General features: G+C 72.1%; 19 protein-coding genes, 2 tRNA genes and 4 pseudogenes. 17 read left to right on the top strand and 8 right to left on the bottom strand.

Translation table 11 applies throughout. The annotated features are described in order from the left end of the window. The first annotated feature begins 291 nt into the window (after positions 1 to 291). The 9 genes and pseudogenes from gyrB to B1205_RS06925 all read left to right on the top strand — a co-directional run bounded on the left by gyrB (position 292) and on the right by B1205_RS06925 (position 8043). Positions 292 to 2183: pseudogene (gene gyrB / locus B1205_RS06950) on the top strand (DNA topoisomerase (ATP-hydrolyzing) subunit B). A 131-nt stretch (positions 2184 to 2314) separates the two neighbouring features. Further along, a pseudogene (locus tag B1205_RS32875) lies at positions 2315 to 2682 on the top strand (DNA gyrase subunit A); the annotation flags it as partial. Continuing rightward, positions 2674 to 2853: pseudogene (locus B1205_RS33300) on the top strand (hypothetical protein); the annotation flags it as partial. The pseudogenes B1205_RS32875 and B1205_RS33300, both read left to right, overlap by 9 nt. A gap of 227 nt (positions 2854 to 3080) precedes the next feature. After that, positions 3081 to 5984: a DNA gyrase subunit A gene (gene gyrA, locus B1205_RS06945; RefSeq protein ID WP_369597263.1), complete on the top strand. Its 2904-nt coding sequence runs from the start codon at positions 3081 to 3083 to the stop codon at positions 5982 to 5984. A gap of 3 nt (positions 5985 to 5987) precedes the next feature. Continuing rightward, positions 5988 to 6905 (top strand): DUF3566 domain-containing protein, encoded by a 918-nt coding sequence (locus B1205_RS06940; RefSeq protein ID WP_089154815.1) that lies wholly within the window; start codon positions 5988 to 5990, stop codon positions 6903 to 6905. 146 nt (positions 6906 to 7051) lie between these two features. Beyond that, positions 7052 to 7125, top strand: a tRNA-Ile gene (locus tag B1205_RS06935). 43 nt (positions 7126 to 7168) lie between these two features. Then, complete coding sequence (locus tag B1205_RS30220) at positions 7169 to 7297, top strand: DLW-39 family protein (protein WP_013283222.1); 129 nt, start codon at positions 7169 to 7171, stop codon at positions 7295 to 7297. 10 nt (positions 7298 to 7307) lie between these two features. After that, a tRNA-Ala gene (locus tag B1205_RS06930) sits at positions 7308 to 7383 on the top strand. 96 nt (positions 7384 to 7479) lie between these two features. After that, entirely contained in the window at positions 7480 to 8043 is a 564-nt protein-coding gene (locus B1205_RS06925) for a dihydrofolate reductase family protein (RefSeq protein WP_089154972.1), read from the top strand. Positions 8044 to 8119: 76 nt separating this feature from the next. Here B1205_RS06925 and B1205_RS06920 read toward each other — a convergent pair whose 3' ends face one another. Then, positions 8120 to 8839: an LPXTG cell wall anchor domain-containing protein gene (locus B1205_RS06920; RefSeq protein WP_089154814.1), complete on the bottom strand. Its 720-nt coding sequence runs from the start codon at positions 8837 to 8839 to the stop codon at positions 8120 to 8122. A 112-nt stretch (positions 8840 to 8951) separates the two neighbouring features. On the opposite strand from B1205_RS06920, the gene B1205_RS06915 reads away from it, so the two are divergent. Continuing rightward, positions 8952 to 9254, top strand: a complete 303-nt coding sequence (locus B1205_RS06915) for an ArsR/SmtB family transcription factor (RefSeq protein WP_089154813.1) — start codon at positions 8952 to 8954, stop codon at positions 9252 to 9254. Beyond that, positions 9251 to 9637, top strand: a complete 387-nt coding sequence (locus tag B1205_RS06910; protein WP_089154812.1) for a VOC family protein — start codon at positions 9251 to 9253, stop codon at positions 9635 to 9637. The genes B1205_RS06915 and B1205_RS06910 overlap by 4 nt, the downstream gene beginning before the upstream one ends. Before the next feature lie 9 nt (positions 9638 to 9646). Here B1205_RS06910 and B1205_RS06905 read toward each other — a convergent pair whose 3' ends face one another. Then, a complete protein-coding gene (locus B1205_RS06905) occupies positions 9647 to 10237 on the bottom strand; it encodes a dienelactone hydrolase family protein (protein ID WP_089154811.1) in 591 nt (196 codons plus the stop codon). A 143-nt stretch (positions 10238 to 10380) separates the two neighbouring features. Here B1205_RS06905 and B1205_RS06900 point away from each other — a divergent pair, with 143 nt between their 5' ends. Continuing rightward, positions 10381 to 11328, top strand: coding sequence for an L-threonylcarbamoyladenylate synthase (locus B1205_RS06900; protein ID WP_089154971.1), 948 nt, complete (start codon positions 10381 to 10383; stop codon positions 11326 to 11328). A gap of 10 nt (positions 11329 to 11338) precedes the next feature. On the opposite strand, the gene B1205_RS06895 is transcribed toward B1205_RS06900, so the two are convergent. Further along, complete coding sequence (locus B1205_RS06895; protein ID WP_089154810.1) at positions 11339 to 12127, bottom strand: MBL fold metallo-hydrolase; 789 nt, start codon at positions 12125 to 12127, stop codon at positions 11339 to 11341. Further along, positions 12117 to 16559: pseudogene (locus B1205_RS06890) on the bottom strand (HAD-IC family P-type ATPase). Before B1205_RS06890 ends, B1205_RS06895 begins: the two are co-directional and overlap by 11 nt. Before the next feature lie 92 nt (positions 16560 to 16651). Between B1205_RS06890 and B1205_RS06885 the strand changes: the two are divergent. The 5 genes from B1205_RS06885 (at position 16652) to B1205_RS06875 (ending at position 19212) form a co-directional block, all read left to right on the top strand. Continuing rightward, positions 16652 to 16978 (top strand): hypothetical protein, encoded by a 327-nt coding sequence (locus B1205_RS06885; protein ID WP_441338445.1) that lies wholly within the window; start codon positions 16652 to 16654, stop codon positions 16976 to 16978. A 34-nt stretch (positions 16979 to 17012) separates the two neighbouring features. Next, the gene (locus tag B1205_RS31000) at positions 17013 to 17516 is read left to right on the top strand and encodes an MFS transporter (protein WP_254909763.1); all 504 of its coding nucleotides are present in this window, start codon (positions 17013 to 17015) and stop codon (positions 17514 to 17516) included. Positions 17517 to 18051: 535 nt separating this feature from the next. After that, complete coding sequence (locus B1205_RS30995; RefSeq protein ID WP_254909762.1) at positions 18052 to 18348, top strand: hypothetical protein; 297 nt, start codon at positions 18052 to 18054, stop codon at positions 18346 to 18348. A gap of 69 nt (positions 18349 to 18417) precedes the next feature. Continuing rightward, on the top strand, positions 18418 to 18567 hold the full coding sequence (locus tag B1205_RS29550; protein ID WP_176308452.1) for a hypothetical protein: 150 nt from the start codon (positions 18418 to 18420) through the stop codon (positions 18565 to 18567). A 96-nt stretch (positions 18568 to 18663) separates the two neighbouring features. Then, positions 18664 to 19212 carry a YbaK/EbsC family protein gene (locus tag B1205_RS06875; RefSeq protein WP_089154809.1) on the top strand — a complete coding sequence of 183 codons (549 nt, stop codon included), beginning with the start codon at positions 18664 to 18666 and terminating at the stop codon, positions 19210 to 19212. Positions 19213 to 19248: 36 nt separating this feature from the next. Here the strand turns inward: B1205_RS06875 and B1205_RS06870 are convergent, their stop codons facing one another. From B1205_RS06870 to B1205_RS06855, 4 genes are all read right to left on the bottom strand, one after another. Further along, entirely contained in the window at positions 19249 to 19881 is a 633-nt protein-coding gene (locus B1205_RS06870; protein WP_089154808.1) for a DsbA family oxidoreductase, read from the bottom strand. A 20-nt stretch (positions 19882 to 19901) separates the two neighbouring features. Continuing rightward, entirely contained in the window at positions 19902 to 20327 is a 426-nt protein-coding gene (locus B1205_RS06865) for a SufE family protein (protein ID WP_089154807.1), read from the bottom strand. 70 nt (positions 20328 to 20397) lie between these two features. Next, positions 20398 to 20817, bottom strand: coding sequence for a CBS domain-containing protein (locus B1205_RS06860; protein WP_089154806.1), 420 nt, complete (start codon positions 20815 to 20817; stop codon positions 20398 to 20400). A 55-nt stretch (positions 20818 to 20872) separates the two neighbouring features. After that, entirely contained in the window at positions 20873 to 22642 is a 1770-nt protein-coding gene (locus B1205_RS06855) for a proline--tRNA ligase (protein WP_089154805.1), read from the bottom strand. Positions 22643 to 22700 lie beyond the last annotated feature (58 nt).

The following is a 22700-nucleotide window of genomic DNA, read 5'->3' as shown; positions in this document are numbered from 1 at the left end:
ATTCTCAGCCGCCTCGGAGAGGGTGCCGAGTGGCGGTTTGGTCGGATGCGCACAGTAAGATTGAGGGCGAGACGAAAGACCCGACGCGGAGCGACGGAACACGGGCCCTCAGGGCCCTTGATCATTNCCCGGGTCCGAGCCGATCGCGATCCGCGGGCAACCGTGGCGGCCGGCGCACCCGATCCGCGACCTGGTCGACCCAGGGCGGCCCGCGTGCGCCGACGTCGCGTCCTGCCCGCCGAACCCGCGCCCCCGCGCCCACGCGCGGCCGGTGCGAGAAAGTGGCCGAGCGTGGCAGCGGAGGACAACAAGAAGTACGGTGCCGAGTCCATCACCGTTCTCGAAGGCCTGGAAGCGGTCCGGAAGCGGCCCGGTATGTACATCGGGTCCACCGGCGAACGCGGTCTGCACCACCTGGTGTGGGAGGTCGTCGACAACGCGGTGGACGAGGCGCTGGCCGGATACTGCGACACCATCGACGTGGTGCTGCTGGCCGACGGTGGCGTCCGGGTCACCGACAACGGCCGCGGCTTCCCGGTCGACCTGCACCCCAAGCTGAAGAAGCCCGGCGTCGAGGTCGCACTGACCGTGCTGCACGCCGGCGGCAAGTTCGACGGCAAGGCGTACGCGGTCTCCGGTGGCCTGCACGGCGTCGGCGTCTCCGTGGTGAACGCGCTCTCCACCCGGATGGCCGTCGAGATCCACAAGGACGGCTTCGTCTGGCGGCAGCGGTACGATCACTCCAAGCCGACCCCGCTGGAGAAGGGCGAGCCCACCGACCGCACCGGCTCGGCGGTCTCCTTCTGGCCCGACCCCGACGTCTTCGAGACCGTCGACTTCGACTTCCAGACCATCTACCGGCGCCTGCAGGAGATGGCCTTCCTCACCCGAGGGCTCACCATCCACCTGCTCGACGATCGGGTGCCGGAGGACGAGGAGGGCAAGACCCGCGAGGTCACCTTCCACTACGACGGCGGCATCGCCGACTTCGTCCGGCACCTCAACGCCTCGAAGAACCCGATCCACAAGACGGTGGTCGAGTTCGGCGCCGAGGAGTCGGGCATGTCGGTCGAGATCGCCATGCAGTGGAACGAGTCGTACGGCGAGTCGGTCTACACCTTCGCCAACAACATCAACACCCACGAGGGCGGCACCCACGAGGAGGGCTTCCGGGCGGCGCTGACCAGCGTGGTCAACCGCTACGGCACCGAGAAGAAGCTGCTCAAGGGCGACGAGCGCCTCTCCGGGGAGGACATCCGCGAGGGCCTGGCCGCGATCATCTCGGTGAAGCTGACCGACCCGCAGTTCGAGGGCCAGACCAAGACCAAGCTGGGCAACACCCCGGTGAAGGGCTTCGTCCAGCGGGTCTGCAACGAGTCGCTGGTCGACTGGTTCGACCGCAACCCGGCCGAGGCGAAGATTATCATCACCAAGGCGTCCCAGGCGGCCCGCGCCCGCATNCGATGCCGGGCAAGCTCGCCGACTGCCAGTCCACCGACCCGCGCGAGTCCGAGGTCTTCATCGTCGAGGGCGACTCGGCCGGCGGCTCGGCGAAGCAGGGCCGCGACCCGCGGGTCCAGGCGATCCTGCCGATCCGCGGCAAGATCCTGAACGTGGAGAAGGCCCGGATCGACCGGGTGCTGAAGAACAACGAGGTGCAGGCGCTGATCACCGCGCTCGGCACCGGCATCCACGACGACTTCGACATCGAGAAGCTGCGCTACCACAAGATCGTGCTGATGGCCGACGCCGACGTCGACGGCCAGCACATCCAGACGCTGCTGCTCACCCTGCTGTTCCGCTTCATGCGGCCGCTGGTCGAGCTGGGCCACGTCTACCTCGCCGCCCCGCCGCTCTACAAGATCAAGTGGAACAAGAAGGGCGACGACGCCCAGTACGCCTACTCGGACCGGGAGCGCGACGGGCTGATCGCCCTGCGCCAGCAGAAGAAGCCGAACGCCCGCCCGGACGACATCCAGCGGTTCAAGGGCCTCGGCGAGATGAACTATCCCGAGCTGTGGGAGACCACGATGAACCCGGCGACCCGTACCCTGCGCCGGGTCACGCTCGACGACGCCGCCACCGCCGACGAACTGTTCAGCGTCCTGATGGGCGAGGACGTCGAGGCGCGCCGGTCGTTCATCCAGCGCAACGCCAAGGACGTGCGGTTCCTGGACATCTGACGGGCCACGCCGGGCCGGCCGGGAGTCCACCGGTCGGTTCGGCCGTCCACAGAGTTATCCACAGCTTGAACGCTTTCCACAGCCGTTATCCACAGCGAGACCACGACTGAAGAGTCTGATAAGGGTTAACAGTGACCGATACTCCCGAGTCCATCCCGACCGAGCCGGAGACCCCGGAGACAACGGCCGCGGTCGTCCAGCACGACCGGATCGAGCCGGTCGGCCTCGAGGTCGAGATGCAGCGCTCGTACCTCGACTACGCGATGAGCGTGATCGTCGGGCGGGCCCTACCGGACGTCCGGGACGGGCTCAAGCCGGTCCACCGCAAGATCCTCTACGCCATGTNGACGTGATGGGCCAGTTCCACCCGCACGGCGACTCGGCCATCTACGACGCGCTGGTCCGGATGGCGCAGTCCTGGGCGCTGCGTTACCCGTTGGTCGACGGCAACGGCAACTTCGGTTCGCCCGGAAACGACCCGGCTGCGGCCATGAGATACTGCATTACGGCAGATGTCCGTATTCGTACCTTTGATGGCAGTGTCCGGATCGGCGATATCGTGCCGGGCGCCGCGCCGAGCAGCGAGACCGACGTCGAGCTGAAGGTCCGCGACCGCAACGGCGACCTGGCCCGCGCCTCGAAGTTCTTCCACTCCGGCGAGCACCCGACGCTGCGGCTGCGCACCCGCGAGGGGTACGAGCTGACCGGCACCCACAACCACCCGGTGCTCTGCCTGGTGAGCGTGGCGGGCGTACCGACCCTGCTGTGGAAGCTGCTCGCGGAGATCTCCCCCGGTGACCGGGTGGTCCTCCAGCGCACCGTGCCGGACGAGATCGGCTACCCGATGCTGGAGCACGTCGAGGCGGCCGTCCTGGCCGGCGCGTTCGTGTCCGAGGGCTGGGTGTCCGAGCAGCGGGCCGGCTTCAACAACGTGGACCGGGAGTTCTTCGTCCGGGTCCTCGCCGCCTACGACCTCGCCGTCGGTGGTCCCCGGTATGTCTCCGAGCGGGTCATCGCCTCCGGCAGCAGGCTGCACGAGCTCGACGTGCAGAACCTCACCGCGCTGCGGTCGAGCCTGCTGGNGGGCCCGCCGCGGTCAAGCGCGCCTTCCTCCAGGCACTGTTCGAGGGCGACGGCTCGTCCTCGCTGCTGCCGCGCAACACGATCCAGGTCTCGTACTCCACCCGCAGTGAGCGCCTGGCCCGCGAGGTGCAGCAGCTCCTGCTGGAGTTCGGCGTCATCAGCAGGCAGTGCCGGTACGACGACGGCGAGATCAAGGTCGTTGTCACCAACCGACGCGACGCCCGGATCTTCGCCGCCCACGTCGGCTTCCTCGGTCGGAAGCAGACCAAGCTGGAGTCGGAGCTGGCCCAGGTGCCGGCGAGCAGCACCGCGCTTTCCGGCGACATGGTGCCGTTCGTCGGTGACTTCATCCGGGAGCACGGCGCGACGCGCTGGACCGAGCGCGACTGGCTGCGTCGGTACAACGTGGACCGGGTGGAGCGGTGGGAGCGGGACCGCGACGAGATCGCCGCCCGGATCACCGAGCCGGGGATCCTCGACGTGGTCGAGCCGTTGGTCGACGGTCGGTTCTACTACGCCGAGGTGACCGAGGTCACGGACGCGGGTGTCCAGCCGGTCTACAGCATCCGGGTCGACACCGACGACCACTCCTTCGTCTCCGACGGTTTCGTCAGCCACAACACCGAGTGCAAGCTCGACCCGCTGGCGATGGAGATGCTGCGGGACATCGACGAGGACACCGTCGACCTGCAGGACAACTACGACGGCCGGGCCAAGGAGCCCACCATCCTGCCGTCGCGGATCCCGAACCTGCTGATCAACGGCTCCGAGGGCATCGCGGTCGGTATGGCCACCAAGATCCCGCCGCACAACCTGCGGGAGATCGGCGCGGCGGTGCAGTGGTGTCTGGAGAACCCGGACGTCGACGAGGCGACCACGCTGGAAGCCCTGCTGGAGATCGTCAAGGGTCCGGACTTTCCGACCCACGGTCTGATCGTCGGGCAGCAGGCCATTCAGGACGCGTACCGGACCGGGCGCGGCTCGATCCGGATGCGCGCGGTGGTCGAGGTCGAGGAGGACAAGCGGGGCCGGCCGGCGCTGGTGGTCAGCGAGCTGCCGTACCAGGTCAACCCGGACAACCTGGCCGAGCGGATCGCCGAGCTGATCAAGGAGGGGAAGCTCGCCGGCATCGCCGACATCCGGGACGAGTCCTCCGGTCGTACCGGTATGCGGATCGTGCTGGTGCTCAAGCGCGACGCGGTCGCCAAGGTGGTGCTGAACAACCTCTACAAGCACACGCAGCTCCAGGAGACGTTCGGCGCGAACATGCTGGCGTTGGTCGACGGGGTGCCGCGCACGCTCAACCTGGCCCAGTTCATCCGCTACTACGTCGAGCACCAGATCGAGGTGATCCGTCGGCGGACCGCGTTCCGGCTGCGCAAGGCGGAGGAGCGGGCGCACATCCTGCGCGGTCTGTCCAAGGCGCTGGACGCGTTGGACGAGGTGATCGCGCTGATTCGGCGGTCGCCGACGGTGGAGGACGCCCGGCAGGGTCTGATCCGGTTGCTGGACATCGACGAGGTGCAGGCGACCGCGATCCTGGACATGCAGCTGCGCCGGCTGGCCGCGCTGGAGCGGCAGCGGATCCTGGACGACCTGGCGAAGCTGGAGCTGGAGATCGCCGATCTCAAGGACATCCTGGCCAAGCCGGAGCGGCAGCGGAAGATCGTCTCCGACGAGCTGGGGGAGATCGTCGCGAAGTGGGGCGACGAGCGTCGCACCAAGATCATCCCGTTCGACGGCGAGGTCTCGATGGAGGACCTCATCGCCCGCGAGGACGTGGTCGTCACGATCACCCGGACCGGGTACGCGAAGCGGACGAAGGTGGACCTCTACCGGTCGCAGCGGCGCGGTGGCAAGGGCGTGAGCGGGGCGACGCTCCGGCAGGACGACATCGTGAGCCACTTCTTCGTATGCTCTACCCACGACTGGATCCTGTTCTTCACGAACAAGGGTCGGGTCTACCGGGCGAAGGCGTACGAGCTTCCCGAGGCCAGTAGGGTGGCCAAGGGCCAGCACGTGGCCAACCTGCTCGCGTTCCAACCCGACGAGCAGATCGCGCAGATCATCGAAATTCAGAACTACCAGGTGGCGCCCTACCTGGTACTGGCCACGAAGAACGGCCTGGTGAAGAAGACGCGGCTCGAGGAGTTCGACTCCAACCGTTCCGGCGGCATCATCGCGGTCAACCTGCGCGATGAGGACGAGCTGGTCGGTGCGGTCCTGGTGGCTCCGGAGGACGACCTGTTGCTGGTGTCGAAGAACGCTCAGGCGATCCGCTTCAACGCCACCGACGAGGCGTTGCGTCCGATGGGCCGGGCCACGTCGGGGGTGATCGGCATGCGCTTCAGCGGTGAGGACGAGTTGCTCGCCGTCGAGGTGGTCCGGGAGGGCCTGGACGTCCTCGTGGCGACGAACGGGGGATACGCGAAACGTACCCCGATCGAGGAATACCCGGTGCAGGGCCGGGGAGGTAAGGGCGTGCTGACTGCGAAGATCACCGAGCGACGCGGTGGTCTGGTCGGTGCGGTCGTGATCGATCCGGAGGACGAGTTGTTCGCCATCACGAGCAACGGCGGCGTCATCCGGACTCCGGTGAAGCCTGTACGCCGTACGCGTGACCGGAACACAATGGGGGTCAAGCTGATGGACCTCCCGGACGGCGTGACTATCGTGGCGATTGCTCGCAATGCCGACGAGCCTGACGAACAGGACTAGTTGATGACGGAGACACAGGCGAAGTCGGGGAACAAGGGGACCTCGGCCACCCCGGTCGAGGAGGAGGCCGCGCAGGGCGGTACACCAGCCGCCGGCCGTGCCGCCGTGGGTCGGGCCACGGTCCCCGCCGACGCGCCTGCCCCGAAGTTCACCCGTGCCCCCGGCATGGTGCCGCCTCCCGACAAGCCGGGGGAGGAATCGGCCGCCCGGGACGCGAACGAGACCAAGATCGACGCGCCGACGTCGGCCGACGGTCTGGCCGCGCCGGCCGGAGCGAAGACCGCCACGAGCACACCGCCGGTCACCACGACCGCCACCGCCAGGGCGTCCACCGGCACGACCGGCACCCAGCCGCGTGTCGGCGCCGGGATGGGCGCCGCCCCCAAGGCGTCCCCCGACGCCACCCGCCCGGCCGGGGCTCCCCAGGGCCGCCCCGCCAACGGCGGTGGCCTGCCGCCGGGCATCAGCGGCGCGACGGCAGTCGGGGCCGCGCGCGTGGGTGAGGCGGTACGCTCCGCGCGTACCTCGGTCAGCTCGGCGGCGTCGCGCGGACCGCGCCGGGCCCGGTTGAACCTGAAGCGGATCGACCCGTGGTCCGTGATGAAGTTCGCGTTCGCGGTCTCGGTCGTGCTCTTCATCGTGGTGGTCGTGGCCACCTCGGTGCTCTACCTCGCGCTCGACGCGATGGGCGTGTTCAAGAGCGTCAACGACAGCCTGACCGACCTGGTGAACGCCGGCGGCGCTCAGGGTGGTGGTGGCGGCTTCAGGATCACCGCCAAGGGCGTGATCCTGACGTCCGCGCTGGTCGGCCTGGTCAATGTCGTGCTGTTCACCGCGCTGGCCACGCTGAGCGCGTTCGTCTACAACGTCTGCGCCGACCTGGTCGGCGGGATCGAGTTGACGCTCGCCGAGCGGGACTGATCGGACGACGCCGGGGCACCGCGAAAAGCGGTCGCCCCGGCGTCGCGCGTCCGGGTAGGTTTCGTGGTGGCGCGGGCGTTTCCGCCACCGGGCCCCCGATTTGGGGGCGGCGGCGGCGATGGGTTAACCTTGCTCGTCGCCAACGCGGGGCTATAGCTCAGTCGGTTAGAGCGCAGAGCTGATAACTCTGAGGTCGCTGGTTCGATTCCAGCTAGCCCCACCGCACACCGTCCGACGACAGTCGAGCGCGAGGGGTCAAGCCCATGTTCAAGAAGCTGCTGATCCTGGCCGGCATCGTCGGCGTGGCCGCCGTGGTGGCCAAGAAGGTCAAGGCGTCGAACGACGAGCGCGCCCTGTGGCACGAGGCGACCACCGCGCCCGACCTGCGCTGAGCGCGGTCGCGGGGCCCTAGCTCAACTGGCAGAGCACTGCCTTTGCAAGGCAGGGGTTAGGGGTTCGAGTCCCCTGGGCTCCACCAGCACTTGTACCCGCCCGTCGGTGCGGCCCTGACCGATGATTCTTCCGTTCCGTGCTGGTCTGTACGCCGAGTACCGACTCACGGAAGGCTGACACCATGCGGAAATTGACCTTCGGCATGAACCTGAGCTTGGACGGCTACATCACCGCGCCCGGTGACGACCTCGACTGGGGTGCGCCGAGCGACGAGCTGTTCCAGTGGTGGTCCGACCGGGTGGGGGCGACGGGTACGGCGCTGTACGGGCGCAGGCTGTGGGAGGCGATGAGTTCCCACTGGCCGACCGCCGATCAGCGGCCGGGCGCCACCCCGGCGGAGGTCGAGTACGCCCGTCGTTGGCGGAACATGCCGAAGGTGGTGTTTTCCTCGACGACCATTCCGGTCGACTGGAACACCCGTCTGGTGACCGGTGACGCGCTCGCCGAGATCACCAGGCTCAGGGCTGGGGAGGGCGGCTCCCTGGACATCAGCGGCGCCACGCTCGCCGCGGTGGCGATGCGGGCTGGGCTGATCGACGAGTACGCGATCGTCACCCACCCGGTGCTGGTGGGTGGTGGCATTCCGTTCTTCACGGCGTTGGACAATCGGGTGAGCCTGACCCTGGTGGAGTCCCGGGCGTTCCCGGGCGGCGTGATGCTGACCAGGTACGAGACCAGGCGCTGATGACCCGGGCCGGACACGGCGCGGCGCGCCCAGCCCGACGACGTGTCGAGCGGGGCGCGCCGGGTGTGCGGGTGGGTCAGGCGACGAAGCGGGAGCGGCGTCGGCGGCCGATCACGTAGCCCGCGCCGCCGAGGAGCAGGAGCGCTCCGCCGATGCCGGCCACGGTTGCGGTGTCGGCGCCGGTCACGGGCAGCCCACCGCCTTCGCCGCCGGGGCTGGCGGATTCAGCGGAGGGCGGTGCGACGGTCGTGGTGGCGCTGGGCGTGGCGCTCGGCGTCGAAGTGGGCCGGGACGTCGGCGTGGGGGTGGGCTGCGACGCGCAGTCTTTCGCGCGTGCGGCGTACAGGCCGTCGTTCAGGTAGGCCAGGTACGCGTCGATGGAGGGTTCGCGGAGCACTTTCTGCGCGGCCGCGTCCACGTTGGGACCGGCGTTCACCAGCGTCTGCGCGATGGCGACGCGTAGGTCCGTCGACCAGGCGCCCTGCAGGTTCGTCTTGAGGAAGGCGCGGAGGTCATCCGAGGTGCCGTCGAGTCGCTCCTGGATCGCGCCGGGCAGGATGGTTAGCGCCTCGGTGTTTGCCACGGCGAGGATCTGGTTCGCCAACAGCCGCAGTTGCGTGGTGGTGGCGGTGTCCAGGTCGATGGTGACCAGCTCGCGGATGTCCTTGTACACCTTGCGTTCGACCGTTTGGCAGGCCCCGTTCGGTGCGGGCGATCCGGTGTGCGCCGCCGCCGGTGCCGCCGGGATCAGAAAGGCCAGCGCCACGAGGGCACCGGCGGAGATCTTCCATCGCATGTAGGTTTTCCTCCCCGTTTAGACAAAAACACGAAGATATTACCGTCGGTGGATGAAAAAGCAAGGCGATTGCTATCGGTCGGACGCTTGATAGGCAAGTTGCGACTTGCCTATGATGGCGGGTGTGGGCGATCTGTACCAGGCGCTGGCCGACCCCACCCGCCGCCTCATCCTCGACGAGCTGACCGAGCGAGACGGTCAGACGCTGTTCGAGATCTGCGGCCGGTTGGCCACCCGGCACCAGGTCGGCTCGTCCCGGCAGGCGATCTCCCAGCACCTCAGCGTGCTGGAGGCTGCCGGCCTGATCGTCACGCGCCGGCAGGGGCGGTACAAGTTCCACCACCTCGACACCCGGCCGCTGCGTGCCATCACCGAGCGATGGCTCCGGTCCGAACCCACCCAGGAGACGCCATGAGAATCAACCTGACGAGCGTGTACGTCGACGACCAGGAGAAGGCGCTGCGCTTCTACACCGAGGTGTTGGGCTTCGTGAAGAAGACCGACGTGCCGACCGGCGAGCACCGCTGGCTGACCGTCGTCTCGCCCGACGCGCCGGACGGCGTCGAGCTGCTGTTGGAGCCCGACGCGCATCCGGCCGCCAAGGCGTTCAAGGAGGCGCTGGCCGGCGACGGCATCCCGCTGACGCAGTTCGCGGTGGACGACGTGACGGCCGAGCACGACCGGTTGCGGCAGCTCGGGGTGCTGTTCACGCAGGAGCCGGTCGACCTGGGCCCGGTGGCCACGGCCGTCTTCGACGACACCTGCGGCAACCTGATCCAGATCGCGCAGTACAAGTAGCGGAACCGGTCAGCCCAGCCGGTCGAGGAGGTCGCGGCTGCGGCTGACCACCAGCGAGGTCGCCGCCGCGTCGTACGACGGGAGCGAGCGGTCGGTGAACAGGTGCCGGTCGCCGGGGTAGACGAACAGCTCGCCCCGGCCCGGGCCGACGATCGAGATCAGCTCGCGGGCGGCGTCCACGTCGCCCTCCAGCCCGAAGAACGGGTCCTGCTCCATGCCGTGGACCTGCACCGCCACGCCGTCGGGCCAGGGGCCGATCGCCCACTCGCCGGTGACCGGCAGGCACGCCTCGTAGAGGAGGGCGGCCCGGGCGCCGGGCCGGGTCTGGGCGAGACGCTGGGCGATGGCGGCGCCCCAGGAGACGCCCGCGTAGACGAGGTCGGGGCGGAGGCCGGCGGCGATCCGGTCGGCGCGCTCGTCGAGGACGTCACCGCCGATCCGCTTGGTGAGCGCCGAGCCCTCTTCGAGGCTGGCCGGTCGCTCGCCGTCGAAGAGGTCGGGGGCGTGCACGGTGTGTCCGCCCGCGCCCAGGGCCTCGGCGAGGGCGCGGACGCCGTCGGTGAGGCCCCGCAGGTGGTGGAAGAGGAGGATCTCGGCCATCGCAGGACTCCTGATCGGCGGAATCATCGAACGCTCGGCACCGTGCGATCGCACAGTCTGCCATCCGGACCAGTCGGGGTCCCGCCGGGACGGCCGTCGCCGCAGGCTAGCGTCGGGGCGTGAGCACCGGATCCCCGCGCGTCCTGCCCGCCGACAGCGGCATCGCCGAGGCCGCCGCCGTCCTGCGCGCCGGCGGGCTGGTCGCCTTCCCCACCGAGACGGTCTACGGGCTGGGCGCGAACGCGCTGGACGCACGCGCCGCCGCGCGGATCTTCGAGGCGAAGGCCCGGCCCAGCTTCGACCCGCTGATCAGCCACCTGGCCGACGCCGCCGACCTGCCGGCGCTGGTCGGCGCCGTGCCACCGGCCGTGGCCGCGCTCGCGGAGCGGTTCTGGCCCGGCCCGCTCACGCTGATCGTGGACCGGCCGGCGGTGGTCCCGCCGATCGTCACCTCCGGCCTGGAGACCATGGCGGTCCGGGTGCCGGACCTTCCGGCGGCCCGGGCGCTGATCGCCGCCGCCGGGGTGCCGGTGGCCGCGCCGAGCGCCAACCGGTTCGGCCAGCTCAGCCCGACCCGGGCGGAGCATGTGGTGGCGGGGCTGGGCGGCGCGGTGGAGGTGGTGCTCGACGGCGGACCCACCCGGTGCGGGATCGAGTCGACCATCGTGGACGCCCGCGGCGACCGCCCGGTGGTGCTGCGGTTGGGCGCGCTGCCGGTGGAGGCGCTCATCGAGGCGGTCGGGCCGGTCGAGGTACGGCAGGGCAACTCCAACCAGCCGGTCGCGCCCGGGTCGCTGGCCGCGCACTACGCCCCGCGTACCCCGTTGCGGTTGGGCGCGGCGGCCGGGGGCGACGGCGGCCGGCGGGGCTTCCTGGCGTTCCGGGAACCACCGGCGGACGGTGACTGGGCGGCGGTGGAGGTGTTGTCGCCCGACGGTGACCTGACGGCGGCGGCGGCGCGTCTCTTCGACGCGCTGCACCGGCTCGACGCGGCCGGGGTGACCGAGATCGTCGCCGAGCCGGTGCCTGACGCGGGGTTGGGGCGGGCGGTCAACGACCGGCTGCGCCGGGCCGCCGCCACCTGGCACTGACCCAGGCGTCTCAGGGGGTCAGCGGCACCGTCTCGCCGCGGTGGACGGTCCGGACCTGGCTGGCGAAGCCGCGCCGCCGGGCCTCCTCGACGAAGTGCCGCAGTGGCGACCGGAACACCGGGTAGTCGTCGTAGTGGATCGGTACGGTGAGCTGCGGCCGGATCAGCTCGACCAGGTCGGCGCCCTGCCGCGCGTCCATGGTGAGCAGGATGCCGGCGATGCGGGTGCCGCCGAGGTGGATCAGCATGGCGTCGATGCCGGGAAAACGTTCCGGGATGTCGGCGAGCTGTGGACGCCGCAGCGTGTCCCCGGTCACGTAGAGGCGGAACCGGCGCTCACCGCCCTGTTCCAGGTCGATCAGGCTGCCCATCACGTCGGGCAGGGCCCGGTCCAGCAGGCCCGGCCCGTGCTGGCCGGGCAGCGCGGTCAGCCGCAGCGTCTCGTCGCCCCGGTGCAGCTCGTACGCGCGCCAGGTGGGCAGCCCTTCCGCCGCGCCGAAGCCCCAGCGGCGCAGTTTCCGTTCCGCCTGGGGTGTGGTGAGGATGGGCAGGGCGTGGTCCAGCCCGCGCCGGGCCACCCGGTCGAAGTGGTCGCCGTGCAGGTGGGACAGGACCACCGCGTCCAGAGGGGGCAGCTCGGGAATGGTCAGCGCCGGGTCGGTGCTCCGTTTCGACCACAGCCCCCGACCCAGGTAGGCCCGCTGCCCCTGATGCAGGAAGTTCGGGTCGGTGAGCAGGGTGAACCCGCCGATCCGGAGCACCGTGGTCGCCGTACCGACGAAGGTCACCTCAGGCGTCATGTCCGTCGCCGTACCCCTGGTCGCCGCGCCCATGCGAACCGGGTTGAGGCAGGCGGTCCACCAGCCGGGTCAGCGCGCCGTTGGCGAACGTCGCGCCCAACGCCGAGCCGGTGGCGATGGTCCAGCCGACCGGGCCCAGCGGGGTGCAGCCGAAGAACTGGCTGACCCCCGGTGTCTGCACCACGACGACGAGTACGCCGACGGAGGCGGCCGTAGCGGCCAGCACGGTGGGGCTGGTGCCGCCGGCCAGCACGGTCTGCCCGAGCTGGGTGCCGATCAGCGAGGCGAGCGCCACGGTGCCGGCCCGTCGTCGGGTGCCGGTCCACCGGGCCACCGTCCATCCGGCGGTCGCGCCCAGCGTGGTCGCCGCCGCCCGCAGGGCGATCTCCCGGCTCATGGTGGCGCCGAGCGAGGAGTCCGGTCCCTCCCGCAGCAGGCGGTCGGTGCGGTCGTCGGCCGGTGGACGGACCGCGATGGCCAGCGCCGGTGCGAGGTCGGTGAGCAGGTTCACCAGCAGCAGTTGCCGTCCGGTGAGGGCGGACCGGCCGGTCGAGGCGGCGGTCAGCACGCTGAACGCGATCTCACCGAGGTTGCCGCCGACCAGGATGCTCAGCGCGTGCCGCACCGACGACCACATGGCCCGCCCCTCGACCAGGGTGNGGCCGGGGTGCCGCGCTGGCCGAGCGCGATGCCGACGTCGGCGAGGCGGATCGCCGGGGCGTCGTTGGCGCCGTCCCCGGTCATCGCGACGGTCCGGCCCCGGCGCTGCAACGCCTGGATGATGCGTACCTTGTGCGCGGGCGTGCAGCGGGCCACCACGTCGGTGGCCATCAACCGCTCCGCGAGCGCGCCGTCGTCGAGTCGGTCCAGGTCGCTCGCGGTGACCACCCGCTGCTGGCCGTGGTCCGGGCTGATCGTGGCGGCGATCGCCTCGGCGGTGGCCGGATGGTCACCGGTGATCATGATGGTGTGCACGCCGGCCGCCCGGATCCGCTCCACCGAGGGCCGTGCGCTTTCCCGCACCCCGTCGGCGAGCGTCAGGAAACCCACCAGGACCAGCCCGTCGACCTGCTCGTCGGCGACCGAGTCGGCGGACACCGGGCACTCGGCGACGGCGAGGACGCGGTGCCCGGCCCCGGCCCGCGCGGCCAGCATGGCATGCACCTCGTCCCGCCCGGCCGCGTCCAACGGCCGGTCACCGTCGGCGGTGCGCCGGGACGCGCACCGCGACAACACCGACTCCGGCGCGCCCTTCACGCTGAGCAGCGAGCCGTCGGCGGTGCGGCCGACCGCGGCGCTGTAGCCCCGGGACGGCTCGAACGGCATGGTCGCCGTCGCGGTCCAGTCCGCCGCCCCGGTCTGCTCGACCACACCGGCCGCCTGCGCGCCCCGGCGTACCGCCCGATCGGTCTGCTGCGGCAGCTCGTCCGGGTCGGCCGCGGCCGGGGTGGCGCGCAGCGCCGCGGCCAGCGTCGCCCGCAACGGCCCGTCGAGCCGGTCCGTCGGGGCGTACCGGTCGTCGCCGGTGCCCACGCCGGCCAGCAGCAGCTTCCCCTCGGTGAGGGTGCCGGTCTTGTCGAAGCAGAGCACGTCGACCCGGCCCAGCGCCTCGACGGTGCGGGGGTTGCGGACCAGGGCGCGGTGCTCGGCCAGCCGCCGCGCCGCCGCCAGTTGCGCGGCGCTGACCAGGAACGGCAGCCCCTCCGGCACCGACGCCACGGCCAGGTTCGCGGCGGTCGCCGCCGTTTCGGCCAGGGGTACGCCCCGAAGCAGCCCCGCCCCGGCGACGGCGACGGCCGAGCCGGCGGCCAGCGGCACGGCGGTGCTGGTCAGCTTGCCCAGTCGCGCCTCCACCCCGCTGACCGGCGGGGCCTGCCGGGCCAGCGCCAGACTCCGCCCGGACTCCGTCTCCGCGCCGGTGGCCACCACCACGGCGGTGCCGTGCCCGGCGGCGAGGGTGGAGCCCTCGAAGAGCATCGAGCGTCGATCGGCGAGCGCCGCGGCGACCACCGGTTCGGGGTTCTTCGCCACCGGCAGCGACTCACCGGTCAGGGACGACTCGTCGGCCTCCAGACCGTCGCTGGTCAGCACGCGGCAGTCGGCCGGTACGGCGTCACCGGAACTGACGTCGATCACGTCGCCGGGCACCAGCTCCTCCGCCGGCACCACCCGGGCCACGCCGTCGCGCCGCACCCGGGCGGTGACCGCGGAGCGGGACAGCAGCTCGGCCAACGAACGTTCGGTGTTGCGCTGGTGCACCGCGCCGACCAGCGCGGAGCCGCCGACCAGACCGCCGACCAGGCCGGCGTCGACGAGCGAGCCGAACATCGCGGAGAGCACCGCGCCGGCGGCCAGCACCGGGGTGAGCGGGTTGGACAGTTCGTCGACGAACGCGCGGAGCAGCCCGGCCGGGCCCGGCCGGTCACCGGCCCCGACCTGCCGGCGGCGGGCCGCCTCCGCGCCGGTGAGCCCGGTGGGGCGGGTGCCGAGCTGGTCGAGGACGGTCTCCACCGGCATGAGGTGCCAGGCGGTGACCGTGGGCCCCGGGGTGCCGGTGCGGTCGGGCAGCCGGTGCGCCCGGAACACGCCGTGCGCGAACGCCACCGCGGCGGCGCCGTTCACCGCGGCCAGGGTCGGGCGGGGCAGCCGTCGCGGATGGGCGGTGAACGCGCCGAGTGCGCCGAGCCCACCGCCGGCCATGGCGATCCGGATGTTCTGCCCCGTCATCCGCCGGGCGACCCCGACCGCGTCGACGATCAGGGCGGGAATCCGCAGGTCGTCTCCGACCAGCAGGTGTGCGCCCCACGGGGGCAGGTCGTCCGGTGCGGACACGCCGAGGCCGCAGTCGGCGGCGGCGAGCGCCGACCGTTCCCCGGAGACCACCAGCACCACCGCGCCCTCGCGTTGCAGGTCACGGACGGTCGCGGCGAGTCGGGGACCGCCCGGTACGCGCAGGTCGGCGAAGTCGTACCGGCCGTCCTCGGCGCCGGCGACCACGAGCNGCCTGGCGGGTGGCGGACACCAGCGCGTCCACGCCGGGGGCGGGTTCCGGCTCGACTCGCAGCACGGCGACGAGCCGGTCGTCCTCGGCCAGCCCGAGCAGCCGTCCACCGCTGTCGCGCAGCCGGCCGCTGTCCGGGGTGTCCCCCGGGTCCTCGGCGTCGAGGCGGTCCAGTGGACCGATCCGCCATCCGCCGTCGGCCCGTACCGCGTCCGGCTCGTCCGGGTCGAACAGCGCGAACGCACGGGCGGCGACCTGGCCGGTGTCGGCGCCGCGCAGCGGCGCCAGGTCGGCCAGGACACCCCGGTCGGAGCCGAGCACCGCCGTGTCCAGCAGCACCGTGTCGATGCGGTCCAGTTCGCGGAGCACGCCGCGGTCCATGGCGATGACACCACGTCGGGCGAGCATCCGGCCGAGCTGCGCCGCGTACCCCTCACGTCCGCTGCCGGGGGCCTTGGGCAGCGACGAGAGCGCCAGCGCGGCGGCCCGCCGGGGACCGGCCACCGGTATCGCCGCGGCACCGGCCACCGCGCCGGCGGCGAGCACCCGCTTGGCGTAGCGCTCGACCTGGCCGTCCGGGACCGGGCAGGGCCGCTCGCCGTCCGGCACCCGGGCCACCGCCCGCTCCGGGTCGCCGGTCAGGCCCGGCTCGGCGCGACTCCAGGCGGCGAGCTGGGCCCGCGCCTCGCCCCACTGCACCACCCGCTGCGCCCCGTCGAGCACGATGCCGGCCCAGCCGCCGGTGAGCCCCTGCACCACCGCCTCGGCCAGCGGGAAGAGCACCTCGGCGCGCGGGTCGGCGCGCAGGCCCCGGCCGGCGAGCGCGTGCAGCCTCGGATGCAGGTCGACGGCGGTCAGCAGGCCCGCCACCTCGCCGGGGACCGGTGTGAACGGCAGGATCCGGGTGGCCCCGGAGATGGCCAGGCCGAGCGCGTCGGAGGCCAGCGCGCCGAGCGTACGGGCGGTGCGGGGGCCCTCCTCGGGCGGATGCGGCGGTGGGATCTCCGGGTCCGGCTCGTACGGGCAGGTCCGCTCGGCCCGCGCCACGGTGGCGATCAGGTCGCGTAGCTTCGGCGCCGGTTCCCCGGTCGCCACCACCACCCGACCGGACGGCGCGTTCACCCGCGCCCAGGTGACTCCCGGCACCGCCTCCAGCGCCGCCTCGACCTGCCGGGCCAGCCGGTCCCCGCCGTCCTGGCAGACGCCGTGCACCTCGATGTGGTGCCGGCCGGGTCGGGACCAGACCCGACGCCGGGTCAACCCGGTGAGGCGGGCCAGCCCGGCGGCCGCCGCGCCCACGTTCCCGGCCGCCTCGGTGACCGCCGGCGGCACGGCGTTCTCGGGCAGGGCCGACCCGACGGTACGCGCGACCCGCGCGAGGGTGTCCGGCACGGAAGCCGGCGACAGGAGAGCGGCGAACCCGTACGCCATCTCGCCTCCCGGTCTCGTCCCGGCGGCCCGACTTCCCGGCGCGGCGTCCGTTATGCCCCTCGGGCAGGGGAACTTTCCCCGCTGCCCGGGGCATGGACGGGGCGGGCGGTGGAATGCCGGTCGGGTCGATGCCGCCGAGGCGAACCGGGGAGGCTGGGATGAGCACGTTGACGCGTCACCTGAGTGGGCCGCGGGAGACGGTCCGGGCGTACAGCCGTCGGGTGGACGTCCCGCTGCTGGGCGAGGTGGCCGTGCCCCCGCCGGACAGGCTGGCCTACTACGCCGGCATCGGGGTGCTCACCGCGTTGCAGGTGATCGAGTGGCCGCTGGCGCTGGTCATCACGGCCGGGCACGTCCTGGCCGACCAGCACTTCTCGGGTCTGGCGAAGGGCCTGGGCAAGGCGCTGGAGACCGCTTGACCTGAACCAGGGTTGATGTCGCACGCTGGTGCCCATGACGACCGTCACCGCCGTACCGGCGACCGCACCGCTCGGCCTGTGGTCGCCGCGTCTGCGGGCGATGACCGTGGGCAGCGTCGCCCTGGTGTCGCTGCTCGCGTTCGAGGCCCTGGCGGTGGGCACCGCCATGCCGACGGTGGCGCGCAACCTGGGCGGACTCGGCCTGTACGCGCTGGCCTTCGGTGGTCCGTTCGCCTCCGGGGTGGTGGCGATGGTCGCCTCCGGCATCTGGTGCGACGCGCGCGGCCCCCGGCCGGCGATGTGGCACGGGGTGGGGTGGTTCGTCGCCGGCCTGGCGACGGCGGGAGCCGCGTCGACCATGGAGGTGCTGGTCGTCGGGCGGGTGGTGCAGGGCTTCGGCTCGGGCCTGCTCTCCGTGGCGCTCTACGTGATCGTCGGACACGCGTACCCGGAGGGGTTGCGGCGGCGGATGTTCNGCCGCGTTCGCGGCGGCCTGGGTGGTGCCGTCGCTGGTCGGACCCGCGCTGGCCGGNCCTGATCGTGGAGCACCTCGGCTGGCGCTGGGTGTTCCTCTCGGTGCCGGCGGTGGCCGTGCCGGCGGTGCTGCTGATCCAGCCGGGGCTGCGGGCGTTCGCCGGCACCACGCCGACCCGGCCGCCGGCCGGCGCGCTGGCCCGGATGGGCTGGGCCTGCGGGGCGGGGGCGAGCGCCGCACTGCTGCACTACGGGGGGCAGCAGCGCGGCGCGCTCGCCGCCGTCCTGGTCGGGGCGGCGCTGGTGGGACTGCTCGCCTGCGTACCGCGTCTTCTCCCGCCGGGTTTCCTCCGGGCCGCACGGGGGCTGCCGACGGTGATCGGCCTGCGTGGGCTGGCCTCGGCGGCGTTCGTCGGCGCGGAGGTGGTGATCCCGCTGATGCTCTCCCGGCAGCGTGGTTTCACGCCCACCGGGGCCGGTCTGGTGCTCACCGTCGGGGCGCTCTCCTGGTCGCTGNCCCCGCGGCCAGCCTGCCCCGAGCCGGCCTGGCCTGCATCGCCGCCGGCACGGCGGGCGTCGCGTCGGCGCTGCTGCCGGGGATGCCGGTGGCACCCGCGGTGCTCGCCTGGGCGGTCGCCGGCCTGGGCATGGGCCTGCTCTACCCGTCGCTGTCGGTGCTCACGCTGGAGCTGTCCGACCCGGCCGAGCAGGGCCGCAACTCCTCGGCGCTGCAACTGGGCGACTCGCTGGCGGCCGCCACCGTGCTGGCACTGACCGGGGCGGTGCTGGCCGTCGGCTCGTCGCCCGGCCCGGCGAGCTACGCGGCGACGCTGGCCGTCGCGGCCGGCTGCGGCCTGCTCGGCCTGGTGCTCGCCGGCCGGGTGGAAGCCACCTGACCGACACGTACGGGGGAACGGGCGGAACATGAGAGCCGGTCGGTTCCGGTGCCGCCCTACCGTGGCCCCATGCTGGTTCTCGTGGTCACCGTGGTGCTGTACGTCTTCGGCTTCGTCTTCCTCTACGGCGTGATACGGGTCGGTGTCCGGCACGGCATCGAGGATGCCGAGGCTTACCGCCCCGAGGCGCTCCAGCGGCGCCAGCTCACCGAGGTGTAAGGAGGGGGCCCTTGTTAACGCATTCGGTATAGGAAGGGGCCCCGCTTAACAGGCTGGCGAGCGGATCTCCGGCGCAGGTGCGAGGATCGCCCCGTGATGGGGACGTTGAAGACCGAGCCGGCGCGGGCCCGGCTGGACCTGCTGGCACCACCGGTCGCCGCGGCGGTGGAACGGTGGCCGGACGAGGCCCCGGTGAACGTGGACGAGGTGCTGGTCGCTCCGATCGACGCCGAGCTGGCCGACACGGCGGCCTTCTGCGCGGCGTACGAGGTGAGGTTGGACGAGTCGGCGAACTGCGTGGTGGTCGCCGGCAAGCGGGGCGGCGAGACCCGTTACGCCGCCTGCATCGTGCTCGCCACCACCCGGGCCGACGTCAACGGAGTCGTCCGCAAGCTGCTGGACGTGCGTAAGGCGAGCTTCGCGCCGATGGCTGAGGCGGTGGAGCTGACCGGGATGGAGTACGGCGGGATCACGCCCATCGGGCTGCCGGAGGAATGGCCGATCCTGGTCGACTCGCGGGTGATCGCCACCCCGCATGTGATCATCGGGTCGGGCGTACGGCACAGCAAGATCGCCCTGCCCGGGCCTGCGCTCGGGGCGTTGCCCGGGGCCACGGTGGTGGAGGATCTGGCCCGCCCGGCCTAGCCGTTCACCCGCATCGATATCGTTCCACGTGAAACATCAACCGACCGCCTCGCGCTGCGCCACCTCGCCCAGCGCGGCGAGCAGCGTCTCCGGCTCCTGGGCGCCGACGACCGCGTACTTTCCGGCCAGCACGAAGGTCGGCACGCTGGAGACGCCGAGCTGGTGCGCGGTGCTCAGGTCGCCGGCCACCTCGCGGCGGCCCAGGCTCGACTCCAGGAACGCGCGGGCCTCGGCCTCGTCCAGCCCGACCTCGCCGGCCAGCGTGACCAGCGCGTCGACCGACCCGACGTCCACGCCGTCCTGGAAGTGCGCCCGGTAGAGCCGCTCCACCACCTCCGCCGCGCGGTCCCGCTCGGCGGCGAATCGCACCAGCCGGTGCGCGTCGAACGTGTTCGCCGCCACGGCGCGATCGAACCGCAGGTCGAGGCCCGCGTCGGCGGCGACCCGGGAGACGTGGGCGGCCATGCCCTCGGCCTTGTCCCGTCCGCCGAACTTCTCCGCAAGTGCGTCGAGCAGCGGGCGCGGCTCGGTCACCGGCGTCGGGTCGAGCTGGAACGGCCGGTACCGGACGGTCACCTCGCCGTCGTACGCCGCCAGAGCTTGCTCGAGTCGGCGCTTGCCGATCCAGCACCAGGGGCAGACGACGTCGGCGTAGATCTCGATCTCCATGACCAGCGACAACCCGCCGGTCAGGCGATCTGTTCCCGGACCTGGCGCTTGAGCCGGGCCAGGATGGCCGTGCCACCGCGCACCCGCAGCGGGCTGATCGCCTGGGCCAGGCCCATCCGCTGGTAGAGGTCGTCCGGTACGGCCAGCACCTCCTCGGCGCTCGCCCCGGCCAGCCCTTCAGCGAGGATGCCCGCGAACGCGCGGGTGGTGGGCGCCTCCGGCGGGCAGTCGAAGACCGTGCTCACGGTCCTGTCCGGTTTCACCTCGGCGCGCAGGAAGAACGCGGTCTGGCACTCGGGGACCTGCTCCAACTCCTCCCGGTCGACTCCCTCGGGCAGAGGTGGGATCACGTCGGCGAACTCCAGCAGCATCTCCAGCACGACGTCGCGCGGGGCGGTGGCGAAATCGTCGACGATCTCAACCAGCTTGGTCGGCATCTCGGGCATGCGTCGAGGCTATCCGGCAGTGAGAAGGGGCCCCCTCTCTACCGGAGGCGTTAAGAAGGGGCCCCGCCTTTCACACGTTCGGGGCGGCTTCGCTGATGTCGCTGAGGGCCGAGTGGGGGTCTAGCTGCATGGCCAGGTCGCCGAGGGAGACGATGCCGACCAGCTTCCGCTCGCTGTCGCAGACCAGCACCCGCCGGATGTTGCGCTCCCGCATCAACGCGGCCGCCTCGTTCGCGGTGCAGTGCTGCTCGATCATGACGACCTCGCGGGTGATGATCGACCCGATCGTGGTGGTGCCCGGGTCGGCGCGCTCGGCCACCGCACGGACCACGATGTCACGGTCGGTCAGCATGCCGGCGAGGGTGGCGCCGTCGGTCACCACCACGTCGCCGATGTCCGACTCCTTCATCACCCGGGCCGCCTCGTCCAACATGGTCTCCGCCGGGAGATAGACCACCTGTTTTGTCATCACGTCACTGACGCGGTACATGAGAGCCTCCGAAACGCCTCGGTCGATCCGTCTGCGGTACCCGGTGGCGCGCTCGCTACACCACGTCGCGGCGCGTCGCGCCTACCTCGTCGAGCAGGCGCTCGACGACACCCGTCACCGGGACGTCGGTCCGGTCGCCGGTGGCCCGGTCGCGCAGCTCGACGTACCCCTCGGTCAGGCGGCGGCCGACCACGACGGCGCGCGGGACGCCGATCAGCTCCGCGTCGGTGAACTTCACCCCGGCGGAGACGGTGGTGCGGTCGTCGACCAGCACCCGCAGGCCCGCTTCGGCGAGCCGCCCGCCCAGCTCCAGCGCCGCGTCGAGCTGCGGCCCCTTCCCGGCGACGATCAGGTGTACGTCGCACGGCGCGACCGCGGCCGGCCAGACCAACCCCCGGTCGTCGTGATGCTGCTCGGCCACGGCGGCGACCAAGCGGGACACCCCGATGCCGTAACAGCCCATGGTGGGCCGGACCGGCTTGCCCTCGGGGCCGAGCACGTCGACCGCGAAGGCGTCGGTGTAGCGGCGGCCGAGCTGGAAGATGTGGCCCACCTCGATCCCCCGTCGCAGGGTCAACTCGCCGTCACCGCAGACCGGGCAGGGGTCGCCGGGTCGCACCTCGGCCGCCTCGATCGTCCCGTCCGGGACGAAGTCGCGCCCGCACACCACGTCGGTGGCGTGCCGCCCCCGCTCGTTCGCCCCGGTCAGCCAGGTGGTGCCGGGTGCCACCCGGGCGTCGACCAGGTAGCGGATCCCGTGCTTGGCCAGGATCTGTGGCCCGAGATAGCCCCGGACCAGCTCCGGGTGCGCGGCCCAGTCGTCGAAGACGGCCACGGTGGCCGGCGCCAGCGCCGCTCCGACCCGCTTCAGGTCCACCTCGCGGTCCCCAGGCAGGCCGACGACCAGCAACTCGGCCTCGTCGGCGCCGGGCCGGCGGACGGTCAGCACGACGTTCTTCAACGTGTCGGCGGCCGTCCAGCCGGTGCGGCCCGCGAGCGCGCGGGCGTCGGCCATCCCCACCAGAGCCGCGATGGTCGGCGTCTCCGGGGTGTCGTGCACCTGGGCGTCCGGATGGGCGTCCGGATCCCCGGCGGCGGGGGCGCGGGTCACCACCGCCTCGGTGTTGGCCGCGTAGTCGCAGGCGGTGCAGCCGACGAACGTGTCCTCGCCGACCGGCGTGGCCGCCAGGAACTCCTCCGACGCCGAACCGCCCATCGCGCCGGACGTCGCCCGCACCACGGTGAAGTCCAACCCGACCTTCCGGAAGACCGCGTCGTACGCCGCCCGGTGCCGGTCGTACGACCGTTGGAGCCCGGCGTCGTCCAGGTCGAAGGAGTAGGCGTCCTTCATCAGGAACTCGCGGCCGCGCAGCAGGCCGGCCCGGGGCCGGGCCTCGTCCCGGAACTTCGTCTGGATCTGGAACAGCGTCACTGGGAAGTCTCGGTAGGACGGGAACAGGTCCTTCACCAGCAGCGCGGCCATCTCCTCGTGGGTGGGTGCGAGCAGATGCTCGGCGCCCTTGCGGTCGGCGAGGGTGAAGATGTCGTCCCCGTACTCCGTCCAGCGCCCGCTGGTCCGGTACGGCTCCGCCGGGAGCAGCGCCGGGAAGTGCACCTCCTGGTCGCCGATCGCGGTCATCGCCGCCCGGACGATCGCGGTGACCCGGTCGAGCACCAGCTTGCCCAACGGCAGCCAGGTGTAGCCGCCCGGCGCGGCCCGACGGACGTAGCCGGCGCGCAGCAGCAGCCGGTGGCTCGGCACCTCGGCGTCGGCCGGGTCCTCGCGCAGGGTCCGGAGCAGCAGGGTCGACATGCGCAGCAGCATGGCCGCAGCGTACGGCGAACGTCGACGGCGAGGCGATCCGTTTCGGGGCTAGCGGGGT

Source organism: Micromonospora sp. NBS 11-29, from assembly GCF_002140155.1.
In the GTDB taxonomy this organism is placed as follows: domain Bacteria; phylum Actinomycetota; class Actinomycetes; order Mycobacteriales; family Micromonosporaceae; genus Micromonospora.
This window is presented reverse-complemented; position numbering and strand designations above follow the sequence as displayed.

Excerpts from the sequence above, each read along its gene's own strand:
- B1205_RS06940 (WP_089154815.1), top strand. The coding sequence starts at position 5,988 with ATGACGGAGACACAGGCGAAGTCGGGGAACAAGGGGACCTCGGCCACC.
- B1205_RS30220 (WP_013283222.1), top strand. The coding sequence starts at position 7,169 with ATGTTCAAGAAGCTGCTGATCCTGGCCGGCATCGTCGGCGTGGCCGCC.
- B1205_RS06925 (WP_089154972.1), top strand. The coding sequence starts at position 7,480 with ATGCGGAAATTGACCTTCGGCATGAACCTGAGCTTGGACGGCTACATC.
- B1205_RS06920 (WP_089154814.1), bottom strand. The coding sequence starts at position 8,839 with ATGCGATGGAAGATCTCCGCCGGTGCCCTCGTGGCGCTGGCCTTTCTG.
- B1205_RS06915 (WP_089154813.1), top strand. The coding sequence starts at position 8,952 with ATGATGGCGGGTGTGGGCGATCTGTACCAGGCGCTGGCCGACCCCACC.
- B1205_RS06910 (WP_089154812.1), top strand. The coding sequence starts at position 9,251 with ATGAGAATCAACCTGACGAGCGTGTACGTCGACGACCAGGAGAAGGCG.
- B1205_RS06905 (WP_089154811.1), bottom strand. The coding sequence starts at position 10,237 with ATGGCCGAGATCCTCCTCTTCCACCACCTGCGGGGCCTCACCGACGGC.
- B1205_RS06895 (WP_089154810.1), bottom strand. The coding sequence starts at position 12,127 with ATGACGCCTGAGGTGACCTTCGTCGGTACGGCGACCACGGTGCTCCGG.
- B1205_RS06885 (WP_441338445.1), top strand. The coding sequence starts at position 16,652 with ATGGACGGGGCGGGCGGTGGAATGCCGGTCGGGTCGATGCCGCCGAGG.
- B1205_RS30995 (WP_254909762.1), top strand. The coding sequence starts at position 18,052 with ATGCCGGTGGCACCCGCGGTGCTCGCCTGGGCGGTCGCCGGCCTGGGC.
- B1205_RS29550 (WP_176308452.1), top strand. The coding sequence starts at position 18,418 with ATGCTGGTTCTCGTGGTCACCGTGGTGCTGTACGTCTTCGGCTTCGTC.
- B1205_RS06875 (WP_089154809.1), top strand. The coding sequence starts at position 18,664 with ATGGGGACGTTGAAGACCGAGCCGGCGCGGGCCCGGCTGGACCTGCTG.
- B1205_RS06870 (WP_089154808.1), bottom strand. The coding sequence starts at position 19,881 with ATGGAGATCGAGATCTACGCCGACGTCGTCTGCCCCTGGTGCTGGATC.
- B1205_RS06865 (WP_089154807.1), bottom strand. The coding sequence starts at position 20,327 with ATGCCCGAGATGCCGACCAAGCTGGTTGAGATCGTCGACGATTTCGCC.
- B1205_RS06860 (WP_089154806.1), bottom strand. The coding sequence starts at position 20,817 with ATGTACCGCGTCAGTGACGTGATGACAAAACAGGTGGTCTATCTCCCG.
- B1205_RS06855 (WP_089154805.1), bottom strand. The coding sequence starts at position 22,642 with ATGCTGCTGCGCATGTCGACCCTGCTGCTCCGGACCCTGCGCGAGGAC.